Source organism: Metabacillus crassostreae (assembly GCF_016908395.1).
Taxonomy (GTDB): Bacteria; Bacillota; Bacilli; order Bacillales; family Bacillaceae; genus Metabacillus; species Metabacillus crassostreae.
Window position 1 is genome coordinate 159,741 of record NZ_JAFBDU010000005.1, and the last position, 19,491, is coordinate 179,231.

Below are 19,491 nucleotides of genomic sequence, written 5' to 3' on the forward strand. Positions count from 1 at the left end.
CCTCTCCTTTTATATACTGTTATATTTCCCCTGCATTGTGTGATGAAACATTATTCAATAGATTAATGTGCTTGTTGTAAGTTGTTTTTGTAAATCCTGTTGATGTGAAAGCATGAGGAAAGTAGATTTCCTCTAGTTGAGCTGAATAAAAATTTAGGCTATGTTAAAGGTTAATGTTGATTTTTAGCACATTGTTGATTGGAGGTGAATACATGAGACTCCTGCGGGAGAAGCGTGTCAAAGGGAGACCCCACAGGCGCGCAGCTTACGAGGAGGCTCCCGGACCGCCCGCGGAAAGCGAATGCCTGAAACGGAAATCAACAACAAAGTTTAACAGAGCCAAAATTTAAAATCTGTTGCGTTAAATTTATAGGGCTTTCAGTGCTGCAGAAGATTTTTCCTATTAAAGATTCTGCTACCTTTGTTAAAATAGAGAATAGAATGTTGAAAAGGTGATGACATTATGAAAATATCAATTGTGATTGCAACATATAATAGACTTTTAGAGTTAGGCGAGCTTTTAGAATCGATATCAAAGCAAACCGTATTACCACATGAAGTGATCATTGTGAATGATGGTGGAGAAAGTGTTGCTGCTTTAGTTGATTTATATAAAGAACTACCGATAAAAACAATTGAACTAACTGAAAATGTTAAGCATGTTAAAGCTAGAAACATTGGTGTTCAACAAGCTACTGGTGATGCTATTATGCTTTGTGATGATGATGATATGATAGTAGCCAATCATATTGAGCAAGCACAATTGTATTTGCGCGAAGCTGACTTTATTTATTTTGATGCTGAAATTGTAGCTTTTGAGATACAAGGCCAAACTCGTTATCCTTTGTCTAGAAGAACATTTGCTTATCAGTATGATATAAAAGAAATGAGGAAGTTTTCCACATATATACCATCAGGTAGTGTGTATAAAAAAAATGTACACGAGAAAATTGGTTTGTTTGATTCTGAGGTTCATAATTATTGGGATTGGGATTTTATTCTTCGGGCAGCTAAAGTATGTAACATACAGCGTGTTCCAACTGCTAGCGTTATTTATGCCTTTTCTGAAAATGGCAATAATCAGTCAGCAGAATTGAATGAAAAACGAAAGCTGTATTTAGATAAATTATGTGAAAAGCATGATCTGGGTGACTTGCCTACAAAAAACTTCTTCGTTCTATTAGAAGAGCCTTATATGAAGCAAAGAGAAACAAAAACAAACATTGTTTGGGACGGTAAGCCCTTCGTTTCTCGTTTAGCTAAATTGGAGGTTAATGATGCTACACCATCACATTGAAGAAAATTGGCGGAAGCTACTTAAAGATACATTCAATGAAGAATATTTTGTAGAGCTAATGAGTTTTTTAGAAAAAGAGTATGATGAGCATACAATATTCCCTAAAAAGGAGGATATTTTCACCTCCTTAAATATAACAAGCTACAATGCTGTAAAAGCCGTCATCTTAGGTCAAGATCCCTATCATGGAGAAGGACAAGCACAAGGGCTAAGTTTTTCCGTTTCCCCTGATGTTAAATTACCTCCTTCACTACGAAATATTTTTATTGAATTAAAGGAGGACCTTGGTTTTCCTTATCCTCAAAGTGGCTCACTTAAAAAATGGTCGAAAGAAGGTGTTCTACTGTTAAACACTGTTTTAACAGTTAGAAAAGCTGAACCTAATTCTCATAAAGATAAAGGGTGGGAGAGATTCACAGATGAAGTGATATCTTTACTGAATAACCGAGAGCAGCCAATTGTATTTATTTTATGGGGAAAACATGCTCAAAAGAAGAAACACTTAATTTCTTCACCACAGCACTTCATTATTGAATCAGCACATCCTAGCCCTTTTGCAGCAAGAAAAGGCTTTTTTGGAAGTAAGCCTTTTTCAAGAGCAAATGATTTTTTGAAGAAAAAAAATCTTGGTGAAATTGATTGGTGTTTAACGGATGTTCATCCAAAATAAAGGAAATGATGGTAAAGGAGTTATCATACATGAATGAAGCACCTATAAATTGCGTAAAGTGTAAGCACTTCTATGTAACATGGGATTCCAGATTTCCTAATGGCTGTCGTGCATATGGCTTCAAATCTGCAAATAGGCCAGCCATTACGGTAAAACAATCATCTGGAATGTCATGCTTAAAATATGAGATGAAAAGAAAATAGCTCTACTATTTGGAGGGAATTAAGTGAATATACATGTATCAAAAATATTAACAAAAATGCAGGACGAAATAGAAAAAGCGAAAACAAGCACCTCAGAGCATCATATAAAAGAACATATTCTTATCATTCAGTCACTTTGTGATTTGATTGTCGAAAATAAAACACAAGCTCAATCAGTTATATCAGCATCACAAATAGTTTCACCTAATTCCAGTCAAATCAATCCTGCGGAGCTTCAAAAAATGATGGGAAATATTCCAACTGACACGAAGCAAAAACCCGAGTCTTCTTCCTATAAAGAAGAAGGGGCAAATGGTGATTCACTATTTGATTTTTAACAAATGAGTTAAAAATTCGACAGTGACTAATTGAATTTTAAAGATAATTAACTATTTCCATAACAAAGTAAACCAGCCAGAGAAATCCATCATAATATAACCTAATCAGGACACAATGATAATAAATATTGTGAGGAGGTTAGGAAAATGGCATATGATGATTTATTCGATGTAGGCAGAGGTAGATCTTTTATGGGATTATTTGATGATCTATCAGGAACAAAAATAGCTCAAGATCGCTATGACGTTTATGTTAATGAAGATTATATAGGACAGAAGTTCCTGTTAACAGCACAAGAATCTGTTCAAGATATAGATGATTTCTTAAAAAATGAAGGCATCAATCAATTCGACTCTTATGTAGACGGAGATCATTACTATATAAAAGCCGGAGCAGACAAACAAAGAGTAGAAGATGTCCTAAAAGTGTATCTTCAAAACCGATAAACAAACATTCACGATCAAACAAAAAAGGCTCTTAGACTGTAGACAATCCCAAGATTGTCTACAGTCTTTTTATTGATGGAAACAGTTTTCATTCTGTACCAAGACTGTTCCTTTTCGCTGCGGTCACAAGATTCTCTGGGGAGGGATGCGAGACTCCACGGCTGGGGTCTCGCATTCCTCCCCGATGAAGGACATGAGTAGCTATATTATTAAATGTTAATGAACTTATCTTGAAATTAAAAAAGGCAAAGCTAGAAAGCCGGTTAGAATAAGGATAAAGGTACAAAATATTATTAATTAATGAGAAAATGGTTACCGTCGATTTTCAAAGAAGATGCAATCTACTTTTATAGCTAAATGATTTAAGATATAAAAAGAAAAGTACTATTTTAACTATAAATATTAGCTTTAGAAAATGAGATGCGGTGTTCAGGGTACTAGATTTTGTTCTACACATGAAATAGTCTTAAATATTATTGTAGGCAGGTTTTCCAAGCTTATTCCTTAATAATCCACCATAGTGGAATGGAGCGGAAGAAACTTGACTCCTGCGGGCGCAGAGGAAAGGTCGAGATCCCGCAGGCAAAGCCGAGGAAGCTCGACTTCCTCCCCGCGGAAAGCAAGTTTCTGGAGCGAAATGAAACGATTTAAGTTCGATCTAAAATACGTACTAATTTTCTTTCACCCTTTAACTGCTTATCAAAAACTAACTCATTAAAAAGTCTAGTGACATCAATTCTTAGAAGGCTTTTTTATCCAAAGCTTATTCCTTAATAATCCACCATAGTGGAATGGAGCAGAAGAAATTTGGCTCCTGCGGGTGCAGAGGAAAGCAAGTTTCTGGAGCGAAATGAAACGAACTAATTACTACCTAAAATATTTTATACTGTATTTAGCAATGATCATCAATCATTCTTCATAAAACCATCAAAATTAATAAGTTGAAAAACATTTCATGTAAGGTAAGATGAAAGAGGAAGATACAAGGAAGGAGTGTGTAACAACAATGAAGCTTTTTCTTATTTTAGGTGCCATTAACGGCTTTTTAGCAGTAGCCTTAGGAGCCTTTGGTGCACATGGGCTAGAAGGGAAAATCCCTGAGAAATACATAAAAATATGGCAAACTGGTGTTACCTATCAAATGTTCCACGCTGGAGGTTTATTTGTTATCGCTTTTCTAATAGATAAACTTACAAATGTAGGCTTATTAACTACCGCAGGATGGTTGTTTTTAATCGGAATCATTTTATTCTCAGGAAGCTTATATGTGTTAAGTATCACACAAATAAGTGTTTTAGGAGCTATCACACCATTAGGGGGACTATCATTTCTAGCTGGATGGATTTTGCTAGGATATGTAGCTGTACGATATCTATAATACTTTCAAAGGCTGACATGATTTGTCAGCCTTTGTTTTTATTACCCTTCACATTATCTTGGTTGATAAGATGCTAGTGAATATTGAGGCTCGTATTGTAGTTCTTCGTCAAATGTTACATAATCTAAGTAAACCATTAACAATAAATAACGCATTCCTGTTTGTGGATCACTTAGGATAAGATGATCTCGACCAGCTGCTTCGATCACACCTTTGAAAATTTTAGCATTCCACTCACGATTGTTTTCAAAAGTCATATAAACTGTTGCAATCTTACCGCGATTTAAACGTAAAATATTCTCAATATAAGACTCCTCTAGAGGAAGCATACCTGGGATGTTTTGAGCAATCCCTTGTTGTTGTGGAAATTGTGGCACTTGATAACCTGGTTGAGCAGTGTATTGACCTGGATACGCATATGTAGCATAAGGTTGGTAACCTACTCCCTGCTGCTGCATCGGTTGCTGTGGTGTTGCTTGAGTACCTTGAGCACCTTGCACACCAGTCATATCATAAGGTTGAGCTTGAAATCTTTTGTTAGTCATTATAAAAACCCTCCCTGAAAATTTAATGTACACCAGGACAATTTGATTGTTCTGGAGAGTAAAAACAGTGATTTGTAGCAGCCAGAATTCAATGAATTGTAACGTTGAGCCGATAGAAGGAATAAACCCATTTTCTAAAACGACCCTTTTTGCTAAGGTTATTGATAGTAGCAAAAGGGCTCTTTTTTCAATCTTTGCTCATTCATAGGTATGTATAGGAAAAACAACTTATGCCATTTAAAGTAAAATTTATAAGGTGGGATTTGAGATGATTTCTGTTATGTTTGAGAAAGTGTCAGAAGAAAAATTACATATTGTACACGAAATTGTTTCGTCAAATAAAAAATATAACGTGTTAGAAAACGGTAACGAGCTACGATCAAATGAAGAATTAAAAGAAGAATTTCTAAATTCACAGACTCATAGCTTTTTTATTAAAATTGAAGATAGATATGTAGGAATAGTGGATTATATAGATGAAAATCCAAAAGACAAATATCCCTGGCTTGGATTATTAATGATAAGGGGAGACGAGCAAGGAAAAGGCTATGGAAAAAGTGCTTATCAATTATATGAAAATCACGTAAAGGAAACGGGAAGAACTGCTATTCGCATAGGGATTTTGAGAGGAAATAAACAGGCAAAGACATTCTGGGAGTCAAGAGGATTTCATTATGTTGAAACGAAGCCTTTTAAAAATGGCAAACAAGTTGACTGCTATCAAAAAAATATCGGTTAAGAAACATCAAAAAAAGGACGACTCATAAAGATAGGATTATTGAAAATCCTTCTGAGTCGTCCGTTTACATCTCATAATTTAGCCCAAGAGTAATATTTTTCAAAAGTGAACACTTCGAAAAACATTAAAGCCTATTAAACATGAAAGAAGGAATCTAATTTTTCTGGACTTAATAGATTTCCAACAAAGAATGAACCAAACTCTCCGTAGCGTGCACTTACTTCATCAAAACGCATTTCATATACAAGCTTTTTGAATTGTAGTACATCATCAGCAAAAAGTGTTACTCCCCACTCATAGTCATCAAAGCCTACAGAGCCAGTTATGATTTGCTTTACCTTCCCTGCATATGAACGTCCAATTAAACCATGACTTCTCATCATTTCTTTACGCTCATCCATTGAAAGCATATACCAGTTATCATCACCTTGGCGACGCTTATCCATTGGATAAAAGCATGAGTATTTAGCTTGTGGAAGCTTCGGATATAGCCTTGAGCGAATGTGTGGATTTTGATATGGATCTTCGTTGCTTTCTCCAGCTAAATAGTTACTCAGCTCTACAACAGATACATATGAGTATGTAGGAATGGTAAATTCAGCAAGCTTTGTTTTGTTAAATTCAAGCTCAATGTCGTTAAGCTCTTCCATTGTTGGACGTAGAATCATCATCATAAAATCTGCTTTTTGACCAACAATTGAATAAAGAGCGTGTGTGCCTTGCTCATTATTTTCTGTTACATTCCATTTTTCAAGTAAGCCTAAAAATTCGTTGGTTACTTCTTGTCGTTCTTCATTAGTTAAGAGCTTCCATGAAGACCAATCTATTGAACGAAAATCATGTAAACAATACCAACCATCAAGTGTTTGTGCTGCTTCACTCATTTATATTCACTCCTAATAAAAAATCATTATAGATACACTTTTACTATATCATAGTTTGTCCATACATCTCTGTGAATAAAACTTGAAAGTTAATAGAGATATACTTAAGTTTTAATAACTTTAAAAAAAACAGTTATTATGGATGGTGTTTCTGAAGAGCGTTTTTAATATCGTAGCAAATCCGTTCCATTCCACTATAGCAACCAACTCTGAGAAAGAAAGATTCAACAAGACTATATTAAGTACTAATTTGTACTTAGATAAAAAAACGAAGTATAAGAAATCAGCCATTTGCAAAAGAACAATGTACTTTGAACTGCTTAGTAATCAGCTTATATGACCGACTAAAACAAAATAATCACCAATAAGAGTAACTTTACATTTTTTGGTGAAATATAAAAGTGGAAATGGATTATCATCATCACATTTTTTAGCGGTGTGTGTATTTTTCAGTTTATTTTGAAATTTAAGACTTTCGTATGTAAGCGTTATTAGCTGTTTGTATTGTTTGAAATTACGAATAAGTGGAGTATTCTAGTGAAAGAAGGGTATTCACATACCAAATAAGGGAGGTATTTTTGTGTCAGATTTATTTGCGACATTAAAAGAAAAAGTGAGCGGACAACAAGTTAAGATTGTTTTTCCAGAAGGGTTAGATGAAAGAATTTTAACAGCTGTTAACCGATTAGCTGGAGAAGGTATTTTACATCCGATTGTTATTGGTAACCAACAAGAGGTAACAAGTAAAGCCAATGAGTTCAATTTAACATTAGATGGTGTAGAAGTATTAGATCCTCATACATATCCAGAAATGGACCAGCTTGTAGCAGCCTTTGTTGAAAGACGTAAAGGAAAAGCAACGGAAGAAGATGCACGTAAAATACTTTTAGATGAAAACTACTTTGGAACAATGCTTGTTCATCTAGGTAAAGCACATGGTCTTGTAAGTGGTGCTGTGCATTCTACTGCAGACACAGTTCGCCCAGCTTTACAAATTATTAAAACAAAAGAAGGAATTAAAAAGACTTCTGGTGTATTTATCATGGTTCGTGGTGATGAAAAATATGTTTTTGCTGATTGTGCAATTAATATTTCACCAGATAGCCAAGATCTTGCGGAAATTGCCATTGCTAGTGCGGAAACAGCAAAAATGTTTAATATCGAACCACGTGTTGCGATGCTAAGCTTCTCAACAAAAGGATCAGCAAAATCTCCAGAAACAGAAAGAGTTTCAAATGCAGTTGAAATCGCAAAACAACTGAATCCATCTATTGTTCTTGATGGTGAGTTCCAATTTGATGCTGCATTTGTTCCATCTGTAGCTGAAAAGAAAGCTCCTGATTCTGTTATTAAAGGAGATGCGAATATATTCGTATTCCCTAGCCTTGAAGCAGGTAACATCGGCTACAAAATTGCTCAACGCTTAGGTAATTTTGAAGCAGTTGGACCAATCCTACAAGGATTAAACAAGCCTGTAAATGACTTATCACGTGGCTGTAATGCAGAAGATGTTTATAAATTGGCATTAATCACTGCAGCTCAAGCTTAAAAAGTACAGGGGGGGTCAGACCCCGATAAAGGATCTGGCCCTCCAAATTATTGTGCAAGTAAGCTATATAGTTCACAAAGGTTAGTGAAAACAATATGTTTATTCCAAACCAAAAATCTTGCAAAAATCCCCTTTAAACATTCCTTTTATAATGACATCTACCATAAACCTTCGTAAATGATATAATGAGATAATTATTTTGTTAATGGGAGTAAAATATGAATATGTTAATCTCTTCAGCTTCATTAATTCATCAGCCACAATGGCGTTATATTGATCATTCAAGCCTAGGACCACAATTCGATGCACAGCATTCATTTGCGATTGATGATACATTATGTGCAAGTGTAGGGAAAGCTGTATCTCCTGCAGTTGCAAGAACCTGGATTCATCACGATACAATTGTTTTAGGTATTCAAGATACAAAGCTTCCGTTTTTAAAGGATGGAGTTGAATTTCTAAATCAAAGTGGCTACAAGGTGATTGTCCGGAATTCTGGTGGACTAGCTGTTGTTTTAGATAAAAATGTTTTAAATATATCACTTATTTTTCCTGATAGTGAAAAGGGTATAGACATTAATCGAGGCTATGATGCTATGCTTGCATTAATTAAATATATGTTTAAAAATCATGGAGCAAAGATAGAGGCACGCGAAATTGTTGGATCATATTGCCCTGGCAGCTATGATTTAAGTATAGATGGCAAAAAGTTTGCTGGTATTTCTCAAAGAAGACTTAGAGGTGGAATAGCGGTTCAAATTTATCTGTGTGTATCTGAAAGCGGAGAAGATCGAGCAGATTTAATTAGACAATTTTACGAGCTGTCCTTAAAAGGTGCTTCAACAAAGTTTACTTTTCCTTTAATAAAGCCTAGCACAATGTCATCACTTGCTGACCTGCTTCAAACAGATTTAACGGTAGAAAAGCTGTTGTTAGAGCTTTTACTAACATTAAAAAATCACAGTGAGCAAATAATTTCTTCTTCATTAACACCTGATGAACAGCTTCTTTTTCAACAAAATCTTATTAGAATGAATGATCGAAATGACAAGGTTTTTTCGAAAATATAAAAAAGAAAGTCAGCTATCAATTTAAGGTAGCTGACTTTCTTTGCAACGTTGCATTTTATTCGCTTTGAACCAAGTCTAGCTTTTCTAGTATTCTTCTTTTTCTGTACAGCATAATCCCTGCTTCTGATATATCATGAATCATAGAGCGGTTAGTCATCGCGCCAAAGAGAATGCCTGCGATGGGGACCATTTGGAGAAGCTTTTTCCAACCAAATTGATCTCGGTAAGTATAAACAACCTCACGCCAGCCTTGAAGCTGTGATATCATCTCACTTTTAGTTGCCTTATCTTGACCATAGTAGGATGATAACTCATTTAAGATTGCTTGTTTTCCAACAATGTCAGCTGATACAAACTGCAGACATTTTAAGATGAAAATTCGCTCTTCACGATCTTTTGGATCGTACCCATAGGCAATAGCAATTTCTTGAAGAGTTTTAAGGGATAAACCTAATAAAACGGGAATATCGATTGCTAGGGTGAAGATTCCTCCAACTCCAGTAGTGGCTCCCTGTATTGTCGCAAGATTACTACGATTTGTTTTTAGATCTTGACCAATTTGATCCATTGTCATTAATGGTAGAGTGGCGATTTCAGATATAGCTGTTATCTCATGTTCGGAGTGCTTATTAATTCTCGCTAGTATTAATTTTTCCTGTGTTAAATATTGTCCACCATTTTGTACAAATTGACCAAGTTCATCAAGCAAAACACTAATCTTTTTTTGAATGAAATTTGGTGTTAATTTATCTAATATTTTAAAAGGAAGTCTACCAATTCTTTCCCAAAACCAAATTCCTTTTTGGTCCTTCTCCCAGCTTTCTATTCCTTTTAGCTCAGTTTCTAACCAAACCTTAGTTTCCATCTAAATCCCTGCCTTTTTATACTTACTTGAAGACCCTTTTTTTGAAAAATTGTAAATTATACAAATGAACTGTTACAAGCATTGATTTTATCGATTAAAGCATAAAAAATATCATCCTTAGACTATATACCAGTGTTAATCACAAGACTTACTCTTTAAAATTTCTCTAGTATGTATATGTTTACGATTTTAGGATGTACTAAGTTTCAAAATTCACTCAGATAACTTTCTTAATAATAAAAAGACGTGAAGCTTCCACGTCTTTTTGTTTCTATTAATATACCCATTAATTGTTTATTCAGCCATTTTTTCCAAATTGCCATTGCGATCCATTTTAAAGGTTGTAGATACAGAGCGATCTTCTTCATCAAATAACACTAGTTTTCTTGCTCTGTTCATGATTTTCATTAATGTTTCATAGTCTTCTTGAACAGTTACTGTGTCTTGTTCTAATCTTGCAACCTTTTTACTTAGTTCCTCATTTTGGGCATAAAGCTCTTGGTTTTCACGCTTTAAACGTCTATTTTCACTTACAAGTGCTTCAGAGTGCTCATTGCTTGATTGGTAGGACTGTAAAAATGAAATAACTTGCTTCATTGTTAACCGACCAGTAGCAGGAACAAATTGGTTTAAATTAGATGTTTTATTGATGTTCATAGCAGGTTGTGGAGCTACTTTAGGTGCTGGAGCTGGAGATGATAGATTTGTTTTGACATCCTCATCTTCAGGCATAACCTCTGCCATATGACTCTCTAAAGCTGACATCATAGTAAGTTCTTCTTGTTCATCAAAATCGACGTCAGAATTAACTTCTGCTCCTTCTGGCATATCTGGTGTATATAATAATTGTTTTTTGACTGGTTGTCCTTTTCCAAGTGCTCTCATACGTTGTTTGCGTTGTTTTTTTGCTAGTTGAAGAGCTTTTTCATAATCATGTCTTACAACTGCATTCCAGCGAAAGCCACAAGCAGCAGATGTGCGGTTTAACTTATCTCCAACTTCTTCAAACGCATTTAGCTGTGTGCTGCCTTCACGAACATGTCGTAGTACTGTTTCAGCTAGTAATAAATCATTTTCTTCTGACCATGCATCTTGTCTTTGTTTCATTTTTTCCAACTCCCTATATAAATAGATGTTTTTTAAATGTAGTATTTCACTGTCAATAGCATGGACAACTTTCAATTGTTTTATACAAACATCTTAAGAGGATAGTAGATTTTTTTCATTATGCCTAAAAACATAAAGTTTTCTTACACCTTTTTAATCTATTATTAATCTTTAATAACAGGGAAAAGTACCCGGAAATGGAATAGAAAAGTGTTATTAATCATGAGGGTTTACTTGCATGTAGACTTATTTAAAGGTAAAATACCTTTTAGTGCAAAATTGAATGAGTCCAAAAATGTAAACTAAAAGTAGTTTCCTTTTGTGAATATAGGATGTATCAAGTAGTCCATGAAAGTTGAGAAAGGATCGATAATGATGGCAAATGAATTTCGTATTTGTGATGATTGCCAAGCAACAAATATAAAAACGCTTGTTCCTCGTTTAAATAAAATAGATTCAGAAGCTAAGATAGATATTGCTTGTCAATCTTATTGCGGTCCTGGGAGAAAGAAATCCTTTGCCTTTGTAAACAATCGCCCAGTTTCTGCCCCAACTGAAGATGAGTTAATCGAGAAAATTGAAAAAAAACTAGCAAAATAAAATCACCTCTGTGACTTTTTACAAAGGTGATTTTTTTATTGAGTAATAAAGTAGCGTCTGGATTCATCATAGTGGGAGCAAACTCCTTACTACCTATCAACTTATTAAAACAGCTTTCATAAAAAACAATCGCAAATTATGGGTGTTCATGTCGAGTTGAAGTCGATATAATAAAAGCAGTCGATTTAGTTACGAAAAACAACCTTAAAAATGATAGAACGGAAGAGGGAAAGACAATGCTAAATGAAAAGTTGTCTGAGGAAAAGGTTTTTAAAGATCCCGTTCACCGCTATATACATGTACGTGACAAGCTTATTTGGGATCTAATTGGAACGAAGGAATTCCAACGTTTGCGAAGAATTCGTCAGTTAGGAACAACATACTTAACCTTTCATGGTGCTGAGCATAGCCGATTTAACCATTCTCTTGGTGTATATGAAATTGTGAGACGTATTGTTGATGATGTATTTAATGGTCGTCCTGAATGGGATGATGAAGAAAGATTATTATGTCTTTGTGCAGCACTTTTGCATGATTTAGGACATGGTCCTTTTTCCCATTCGTTTGAAAAAGTTTTTCATCTGGATCATGAAGATTTTACGCAGAAAATTATATTAGGTGATACAGAGGTTCATGCTGTTCTAAGTAAAGTAGATAAAAGCTTTCCGAAGAAGGTCGCTGAAGTTATTGCCAAAACCTATGAAAAGAAACAGGTTGTAAGTTTAATATCTAGCCAGATTGATGCCGATCGAATGGATTACTTACAACGAGATGCTTACTATACAGGTGTTAGCTACGGTCATTTTGATATGGAACGTATTCTTCGTGTTATGCGTCCAAGAGAAGATCAAGTGGTGATTAAAAGTAGTGGAATGCATGCTGTTGAGGATTATATTATGAGTCGTTATCAAATGTACTGGCAGGTTTATTTTCACCCAGTTACTAGAAGCGCGGAAGTTATCCTTACCAAAATTCTCCATCGGGCAAAACAACTGCATCACGAATTTTATACCTTTAAACATAATCCTATACATTTTTATTCAATATTTGAAGATGAACTAACCTTAGAAGACTATTTAAAGTTAGATGAATCAATCATTCTCTATTATTTTCAAGCATGGCTTGAGGAAGATGATCCGATTTTAAGTGATTTATGTAGACGATTCATGAATCGCCAATTATTTAAGTTTGTTGAATTTAATCCTAATGTTCAAATGATGACATTAATTGAGTTAACAACACTATTTAAAAAAGCTGGTATCGATCCAGAATATTATTTAGTTGTTGATTCATCCTCTGATCTGCCATATGACTTCTATCGTCCGGGTGAAGAAGAAGAGAGATTGCCTATTCATTTATTAATGCCAAATGGTGAATTAAAAGAGTTATCAAGACAATCAGAAATTGTCGATGCCATATCTGGCAAAAGAAGAACAGATCATAAATTATATTTTCCATTAGACTTAATCGAGGATTTATCAACAAAACGAACGGCAAAAAAGAGAATCCTTGAATTATTAAATATAAATAAATAGTAATGATAGAAACAAAGAGATGTTAGGAGATGACGGGGCTTTGATGAAAGAACATGCTAAGCTGATGGAAGTAATCTCATCAGCTGGAGAAATCATTGGTCGGAAAAAGTTACAAAAGATGATTTATATTGCCAAAAAAATAGAGCTTCCTTTCTATGAAAAATATAATTTCCATTTTTATGGTCCTTACTCTGAGGAATTAACTCTTCGTATCGAAGAGCTTTGTAATTTAGGATTTTTAAATGAAATTCATGAAAAAAAGGGTGGTTATTTTCAGTACCGTTATTCACTAACAGACGCTGGAAGTGATTTTTTAGGACATTATGATTTAGATTTACCACCACTAAAAGACTGTATGTTGAATTTAAATGAACAAAGTTCACGCTTTCTAGAGCTTGTTTCAACGATTCTTTATTTTGAAGGACATTCTAAAGAAGAAGTTAAAGAGAAGGTATTCACGTTAAAGAGCAAGCAGCGCTACACTGAGGAAGAAGTGAATGAAGCGTATCTATATATTGAAAAAGTAAAGGATATTGTGAAAAACGAAGTCGCCCAACATTAATTTAATGTGGCGGCTTTTTTTAGTCTTTATTCATAATATCTCGCTCCTTGTACACACTATCTTTGTAAAAGGCTTTTTTGGGAAACACTGATGCTATAAGAAAATGATGTACATTTAGTAACAGCTTAAAAAAGAGCCGTGTAAAACAGATAAAAAGGAGTGATCATATGGAATCACATGATAATCAAGGTTTTTCACATGATGAATTTAAATTAAACAAAACAGGCTTTGATCCACAAATGCCAGGACATCAGTCAAACCACCAAGATAAAATGATTTTACGCCAAGAACCAAGAATGGCGAGAAAAGAAGGTAGTGGGATTAGTTTACCTTACGAAACTCGTCAGGAGATGGGCTTGCAGCTAGATGAGCATAATTGTGCATTAAATGTGGCACTTAACCAATACACGAAACATCATTGGTTAACAGAAGGAGCAGAATCATTTGGAAGCTTACATCATATTTTAGATGAACATATTGATGTAACAAAGAAGCATATTGATATGATTGGTGAAAGAGTTGCGCGCTTAGGGATGGTGCCAACCGCTCATCCTGTTACTCAGCATGAGCTTTCATATATTAAGCATGAAGTAGAAGGTCGCTACACAATGAGAGACTTCCTGCGAAATGACCTTGAGCATGAAATTAAAATTCAAGGCATGATGAGAAAAACAATTAGTCGTGCTCATGAACTAAATGATTTTGGCACAGTGCAGGTATTAGAAGGAGTACTATTAAAGCGTGAAGACTTTGGTTATCACATTTGGAGCCTGCTTGAAGATGATACCCTTGTTCGTGGCATGAAGCATCTTCTTGATGGAGAAGATGATATTGCATCTAATCGTAAGTTAAATGACAATTTAAAGCATTGATTACTAATTCCTGTATTGCTATTTGCTAGAAATGAAAGTGAGGAAACCTTTTAAATGGCTTCCTCTTTTAAATCTTATAAATCAAATTTTGCATTTATATATCTACCTATTCGTCGCTTAAACGCTTACCACCTAATGCATAATTGTTTTTGCTCATTTCTTCAATGAAGATAGCGATCTTTTCTGCAGGAGCACCTGTTGTTTCTGATACAGCTGCTGTAACCTTTTCAACTAAAGCTTTTTTTTGTTCCTCTGTTCGGCCTTCTAGCATTTTAACTGTTACATATGGCATTGTACTCTCTCCTTTTACCTTCTCTTTTTACAAAATTCTGTGAATGATGTCGATGAAAAAATATGTATAAACCACCTATCGAAAGCATTTGTACAAGAAATTGATCCTTAAATATAGTATACTTTATTCGAAAATAGATTGCATTACATGTTAATGTAGAAGGATATAGCGATTTATATAGAGATAGATCTTGACCTAAGTTGATCATTTATCACTCGATATAAATAGTGTAGTGTTAGTTGATCTTCTCTCCAGGTTGCTCGCTTTCCGCGGGGCGGGCGGTGAGCTTCCTCGGCGCACAGCGCCTGTGGGATCTCACCTGTCCCGCTGCACCCGCAGGAGTCTCGCACCTTCCGATACGATCAACTTACTCAGTTTTGTTATTAAATAAAGTTTAAAGCTATAAGATCTATTTAAGAACCTTTTTAAAATTAAGCATTGAGACATTTTCTTTATAAAATAGAAAACCCTTATCTATTGAGATAAGATGCCCAAGCTTTATACAGAATTACATATTTAGATTTATTTCAACACCTCAATGTCTGTTCAAATTTTACATATAACCAAAGGAGAAATAAATGAACGATTTTAGCAGCTTTTTAGCATTTCCTTTAGAAATGATTCCGTATGTTGTGATCACCTTAATTGTCGCCTTTACTCTTCATGAATTTGCTCATGCGTTTGTTGCCTATAAATTTGGTGATCCAACCGCACAAAGACAAGGAAGGCTGACACTATCACCACTTGCACATCTAGATCCATTCGGTACCATTTTGATCTTTATCGCTGGATTTGGTTGGGCAAAGCCAGTACCTGTTAATCGCTTCTTTTTTAAAAGACCGCGACTTGCTGGTGTACTTGTATCAGTTGCCGGTCCACTAAGTAATTTATTGCTAGCCTTTTTAGGAACAGCAATTGTGAACATACTATATGTATCTGGCATCATGACAATGGTACCAGGAAATTATGCAGAGCAATTAGATCTGTTTTTTGGGATTTTTGTTTCTCTTAATGTAATGCTATTTTTATTCAATTTATTGCCTTTCCCACCTTTAGATGGATATAGGATCATTGAAGATCTTGTACCAGCACATATAAGATCAAAAATGACTCAATATGAAAGCTATGGAATTGTTGTTTTCCTTATTTTAGTGATAACACCTTTAGATTCTTATACAATTCATCCATTTTTAAATATTGGCAATACAATTGTCATGAGCATCATTCATTTAATACTTAGTCCTTTATACTAAACATAATCTAATCACTGAGCCTGATTGAATCATCAGGCTCAGAACATATCTATAAAGTTAATATAGGAGGATATCATATGGAACAAGATAAAAAGAAAAAAAGCATTGGCTTTAATATTATAAAAAATGATCCAACAGATGGTCATGGAGGCTTTGGCATTGGTGCATTAAGTCTTGATAATGTATCACCTGTTTTTATAGATATTGAAGAAGATGAAGCATTTGTTGATATAGGTGCTATGCATGCTAGAAGTGTTGTAGAAAAAGGAATTAAGTTTCTTAAAACAAAAGAAGAGGTACCAAATGGTAAGCCGTATTGGCTCGTTTGGGTAACAATTGATCGTAAAGCAGAAGGACCGTACTATGCAGGTGTAACGGCTTGTGAGCTTACAGTAGACCGTTCAATAAGACGAGGCTATAAATCTCTTCCAGAGCATGTTAATCGTATGGATAAATCAATGAAGCGTCATATTATTGTTGATCATATGGATGATCGTTCAAAGGATATTCTTGCGAAATATTTACATAATCATAATGAAGATATGTGGAATTTATCAGAGCAAAAATTAAAGGATGATCTTAAAACAAATCATAGTTAAAACTGCTAAGAAGGTGCAAGGCTTCCAGGTGATCTTGTTTGGTTGCCTTGCAACTGAATATGTTAATAAAAGGCTGTTTTCGCAAACTTTGTTGCTTTTAAATACCCGAAGAAATCAGCACAGTAGTTAAGTTAGTCTAGTGGCATCTTTTTTTCATAAAGTGTACCTTTATATGCGGTACACTGTTTCTACTGTATATGTTGGTTACATAGCAACAATCATTAGAAAAGAGCCTAAAAAAAAGCAATATGTGGCTAAAGTGTGACAATTCAGTGAACAACAAGGGAATTTCTTGTGGTTACTCCATAAAATTAGTAGACTAAGATTACAGTTTTATAAAACTAGGACATAAAAAACCCCGAGCAACCTTTGCTCGGGGTTTTTTATTGATTGTATTATTATTCCTTAATCCCACCATTTAAATAGCTTATCAAACCAACGATCTTCTTCTTGTTTCTTTTCGTTTGCATCATTTTCTTCAACTTCATCGATATGATCTTCACAATATTCAGTTGGTTCGGTTCCTGTGATGAAATAGGTATATCTTTTACCAGGACAACCCTTTGTGGCGAGTTTTCCGCTTTCTGGATTAATATATGCACCGACAACACCATCTGGTGGTGTGAAGGCTTTAACAGATTGATCGTCTAATGCTTTTTCCATAAATGTTGCCCAAATATTTTTTGCATAGCTTCGTTCTTGAACAAGATTAATCGTTTTTCCTTTATCATATCCTGTCCAAACACCAGTAACTAATTGAGGAGACATACCAACCATCCAACTATCTGTTGAGGTGGTCCCAGATTTTCCAGCATATTCTCTTGTTAAGGCATCAGCAATACTATGTCCTGTAACTGATGTATAACTATTTAAGCTTGTATCAAACATTCCTGTCATCATATGAGTTGTTACAAATGCAGCTTGTTCATTTAAAAGCTGCTCCTTTGTTTTATCAGCTTTGTAGATGACCTCACCATCGGCATTTTCAATTTTTGTTACAAACTTCGGAGTGATCTTATTACCGCCATTGCCAAGCATTCCATATGCATTAACAAGCTCAATAAGGCGAACAGGAGATGTTCCTAAAGCTGTTGATGGAATTTGTTTGATTTTTGATGACAATCCAAAGAGTTCCCCTGTTTTTGCGAGCTCTTCCATTCCGATAAACATATGTGTTTTTACAGCAAAAATATTATCAGATAAAGCAATTGCTTCAAGCATTGTAATAAAATCATCAGCATAATAGTCGTTGTAATTACTTGGCTTATAATTTGCTTTCCCATTATCATACGTAAAGGATGTTGGCTCACTCTTCATCTCTGTTGAAGGAGTAAATCCTTTTGTAACGGCAGCATAATAAAGTAAAGGCTTTATAGAAGAGCCAGGCTGTCTTTTAGCTTGAGTTGCTCGGTTAAAGGGACTTTCCGCGTAATCACGACCACCTATTAATGCCTTCACATAGCCTGTTTTCGGATCCATGGCAACAAACCCTGCTTGGATATCCGATTTTTCATCAATCGATTGTTCAACAAGTTCTTCAGCAATTTCTTGCATGTCAGGATCCAATGTTGTGTAAATTTTTAATCCTTGTGTTTGGATCATTTGTTCATCAATTTGATATTCATTTTCTAAAGAGCTCATCATAGCATCCTGAAAATAAGGAGCAATACCCTTTTGAATATTATCGGTTTTTATTTTATATACAAGCTTTTGATTACCTGCAGTATCAAGTTCTTTTTCTGAAATATAGTTTTCTTTTTTCATAATTTCCAGAATAATCGACTGTCTCTTTTCAGCTTTTTCTTTATTAATATAAGGAGAATAGAGATTAGGACCTTTAGGAATTCCTGCTAGAAGTGCAGCTTCAGCTAATGTTAATTCCTTTGCACTTTTCCCAAAATAATAATTAGCAGCAGCTTCTATTCCATATACACCATGACCATAATAAATCGTATTTAAATAGCCTTCTAGAATTTGCTTCTTACTATAATTTTGTTCTAATCGAATTGTATATAATGCTTCATTAAATTTTCGCTTCCAGGTTTTTTCATGCTCTAAATATAGATTACGAGCATACTGCTGAGTTATTGTGCTAGCACCTTGAACCTTCGCCATTGCTTTAAGATCAGCAAGTGCTGCTCCTGCAATTCGTTTATAATCAAATCCATTATGTTTATGGAAATTCTGGTCCTCAATGGCTAATGTGGCGTTGAGTACATGCTCAGAAATATGATCAAGATTTACCCAATATCGCTTTTGGCCATTATGGAGTTCACCTATTGTTGAACCATCATTTGCATAAATGATTGTCGATTGTGGCACTGCTAAAGAAGGAGGTCCTTGCCACTTCGCATATAGTACAACACTTAAAATAACAGTTGATAAAAAAACAAAGAATAATAACCCTATAAAAGTGAGAGCACGAATTGTTTTTAATGTGATTTTTATACGTTTAGGAGTAATAACATCCAACCTGCTCACCTCCTTATTTTTATTTACGGACGTGTATACTATTAGCCATTATGAGTTTTTTAGGAGCTTTTTAAACATTTTGTTAAAAAGTCATAGATTTTTCCTTGATTTTCTGCTAGATTCAACTATAGCTTTAAAGAAATAACAGATCGTTTTTAGAAAGAAGAAAATCTTTTTCGGTAACAAAAAACAGATTGAAAATATACCGGATGTT

At 34.7% G+C, this 19,491-nt stretch carries 20 protein-coding genes; 14 read left to right on the forward strand and 6 right to left on the reverse strand.

The window, feature by feature from the left end:
* Window positions 1–463: 463 nt before the first annotated feature.
* The 5 genes from JOC75_RS15905 to JOC75_RS15925 all read left to right on the forward strand — a co-directional run bounded on the left by JOC75_RS15905 (window position 464) and on the right by JOC75_RS15925 (window position 4,333).
* Window positions 464–1,297 carry a glycosyltransferase family 2 protein gene (locus JOC75_RS15905; protein ID WP_204954998.1) on the forward strand — a complete coding sequence of 278 codons (834 nt, stop codon included), beginning with the start codon at window positions 464–466 and terminating at the stop codon, window positions 1,295–1,297.
* The gene (locus tag JOC75_RS15910) at window positions 1,278–1,967 is read left to right on the forward strand and encodes a uracil-DNA glycosylase (RefSeq protein WP_204954999.1); all 690 of its coding nucleotides are present in this window, start codon (window positions 1,278–1,280) and stop codon (window positions 1,965–1,967) included. Before JOC75_RS15905 ends, JOC75_RS15910 begins: the two co-directional genes overlap by 20 nt.
* A 226-nt stretch (window positions 1,968–2,193) precedes the next feature.
* Window positions 2,194–2,508, forward strand: a complete 315-nt coding sequence (locus JOC75_RS15915) for a DUF5327 family protein (RefSeq protein WP_204955000.1) — start codon at window positions 2,194–2,196, stop codon at window positions 2,506–2,508.
* 147 nt (window positions 2,509–2,655) lie between these two features.
* Window positions 2,656–2,955 carry a hypothetical protein gene (locus JOC75_RS15920; RefSeq protein ID WP_204955001.1) on the forward strand — a complete coding sequence of 100 codons (300 nt, stop codon included), beginning with the start codon at window positions 2,656–2,658 and terminating at the stop codon, window positions 2,953–2,955.
* Window positions 2,956–3,961: 1,006 nt separating this feature from the next.
* Window positions 3,962–4,333: a DUF423 domain-containing protein gene (locus tag JOC75_RS15925; RefSeq protein ID WP_204955002.1), complete on the forward strand. Its 372-nt coding sequence runs from the start codon at window positions 3,962–3,964 to the stop codon at window positions 4,331–4,333.
* 53 nt (window positions 4,334–4,386) lie between these two features.
* Here JOC75_RS15925 and gerQ read toward each other — a convergent pair whose 3' ends face one another.
* Window positions 4,387–4,878: a spore coat protein GerQ gene (gene gerQ, locus JOC75_RS15930; RefSeq protein ID WP_204955003.1), complete on the reverse strand. Its 492-nt coding sequence runs from the start codon at window positions 4,876–4,878 to the stop codon at window positions 4,387–4,389.
* A 268-nt stretch (window positions 4,879–5,146) separates the two neighbouring features.
* Between gerQ and JOC75_RS15935 the strand changes: the two genes are divergently transcribed.
* The gene (locus JOC75_RS15935; RefSeq protein WP_204955004.1) at window positions 5,147–5,617 is read left to right on the forward strand and encodes a GNAT family N-acetyltransferase; all 471 of its coding nucleotides are present in this window, start codon (window positions 5,147–5,149) and stop codon (window positions 5,615–5,617) included.
* 134 nt (window positions 5,618–5,751) lie between these two features.
* On the opposite strand, the gene hemQ is transcribed toward JOC75_RS15935, so the two are convergent.
* Complete coding sequence (gene hemQ, locus JOC75_RS15940; RefSeq protein WP_204955005.1) at window positions 5,752–6,501, reverse strand: hydrogen peroxide-dependent heme synthase; 750 nt, start codon at window positions 6,499–6,501, stop codon at window positions 5,752–5,754.
* Between the two features lie 580 nt (window positions 6,502–7,081).
* Between hemQ and pta the strand changes: the two genes are divergently transcribed.
* Together pta and lipL are read left to right on the forward strand one after the other, a co-directional pair.
* The gene (gene pta / locus JOC75_RS15945) at window positions 7,082–8,050 is read left to right on the forward strand and encodes a phosphate acetyltransferase (protein ID WP_204955006.1); all 969 of its coding nucleotides are present in this window, start codon (window positions 7,082–7,084) and stop codon (window positions 8,048–8,050) included.
* A 224-nt stretch (window positions 8,051–8,274) separates the two neighbouring features.
* The gene (lipL, locus tag JOC75_RS15950) at window positions 8,275–9,120 is read left to right on the forward strand and encodes an octanoyl-[GcvH]:protein N-octanoyltransferase (protein WP_204955101.1); all 846 of its coding nucleotides are present in this window, start codon (window positions 8,275–8,277) and stop codon (window positions 9,118–9,120) included.
* 55 nt (window positions 9,121–9,175) lie between these two features.
* Here the strand turns inward: lipL and JOC75_RS15955 are convergent, their stop codons facing one another.
* Window positions 9,176–9,985, reverse strand: coding sequence for an EcsC family protein (locus JOC75_RS15955; protein ID WP_204955007.1), 810 nt, complete (start codon window positions 9,983–9,985; stop codon window positions 9,176–9,178).
* A gap of 294 nt (window positions 9,986–10,279) precedes the next feature.
* Window positions 10,280–11,092 (reverse strand): RsfA family transcriptional regulator, encoded by an 813-nt coding sequence (locus tag JOC75_RS15960; protein ID WP_204955008.1) that lies wholly within the window; start codon window positions 11,090–11,092, stop codon window positions 10,280–10,282.
* 375 nt (window positions 11,093–11,467) lie between these two features.
* Here JOC75_RS15960 and JOC75_RS15965 point away from each other — a divergent pair, with 375 nt between their 5' ends.
* The 4 genes from JOC75_RS15965 to JOC75_RS15980 all read left to right on the forward strand — a co-directional run bounded on the left by JOC75_RS15965 (window position 11,468) and on the right by JOC75_RS15980 (window position 14,661).
* On the forward strand, window positions 11,468–11,692 hold the full coding sequence (locus JOC75_RS15965) for a YuzB family protein (RefSeq protein ID WP_146949861.1): 225 nt from the start codon (window positions 11,468–11,470) through the stop codon (window positions 11,690–11,692).
* A 236-nt stretch (window positions 11,693–11,928) separates the two neighbouring features.
* Window positions 11,929–13,227 (forward strand): HD domain-containing protein, encoded by a 1,299-nt coding sequence (locus JOC75_RS15970; RefSeq protein WP_204955009.1) that lies wholly within the window; start codon window positions 11,929–11,931, stop codon window positions 13,225–13,227.
* Window positions 13,228–13,267: 40 nt separating this feature from the next.
* Window positions 13,268–13,789 carry a YwgA family protein gene (locus JOC75_RS15975; protein ID WP_204955010.1) on the forward strand — a complete coding sequence of 174 codons (522 nt, stop codon included), beginning with the start codon at window positions 13,268–13,270 and terminating at the stop codon, window positions 13,787–13,789.
* Between the two features lie 167 nt (window positions 13,790–13,956).
* On the forward strand, window positions 13,957–14,661 hold the full coding sequence (locus JOC75_RS15980) for a Dps family protein (RefSeq protein WP_204955011.1): 705 nt from the start codon (window positions 13,957–13,959) through the stop codon (window positions 14,659–14,661).
* Window positions 14,662–14,767: 106 nt separating this feature from the next.
* Here the strand turns inward: JOC75_RS15980 and JOC75_RS15985 are convergent, their stop codons facing one another.
* The gene (locus JOC75_RS15985) at window positions 14,768–14,953 is read right to left on the reverse strand and encodes a 2-hydroxymuconate tautomerase (RefSeq protein WP_146949704.1); all 186 of its coding nucleotides are present in this window, start codon (window positions 14,951–14,953) and stop codon (window positions 14,768–14,770) included.
* A gap of 578 nt (window positions 14,954–15,531) precedes the next feature.
* Between JOC75_RS15985 and JOC75_RS15990 the strand changes: the two genes are divergently transcribed.
* Together JOC75_RS15990 and JOC75_RS15995 are read left to right on the forward strand one after the other, a co-directional pair.
* Window positions 15,532–16,206: a site-2 protease family protein gene (locus tag JOC75_RS15990; protein WP_204955012.1), complete on the forward strand. Its 675-nt coding sequence runs from the start codon at window positions 15,532–15,534 to the stop codon at window positions 16,204–16,206.
* Window positions 16,207–16,283: 77 nt separating this feature from the next.
* Window positions 16,284–16,805 carry a YwhD family protein gene (locus tag JOC75_RS15995; RefSeq protein ID WP_204955013.1) on the forward strand — a complete coding sequence of 174 codons (522 nt, stop codon included), beginning with the start codon at window positions 16,284–16,286 and terminating at the stop codon, window positions 16,803–16,805.
* A gap of 405 nt (window positions 16,806–17,210) precedes the next feature.
* Here JOC75_RS15995 and JOC75_RS16000 read toward each other — a convergent pair whose 3' ends face one another.
* Window positions 17,211–19,277 carry a transglycosylase domain-containing protein gene (locus JOC75_RS16000; protein WP_204955014.1) on the reverse strand — a complete coding sequence of 689 codons (2,067 nt, stop codon included), beginning with the start codon at window positions 19,275–19,277 and terminating at the stop codon, window positions 17,211–17,213.
* Window positions 19,278–19,491: the final 214 nt, after the last annotated feature.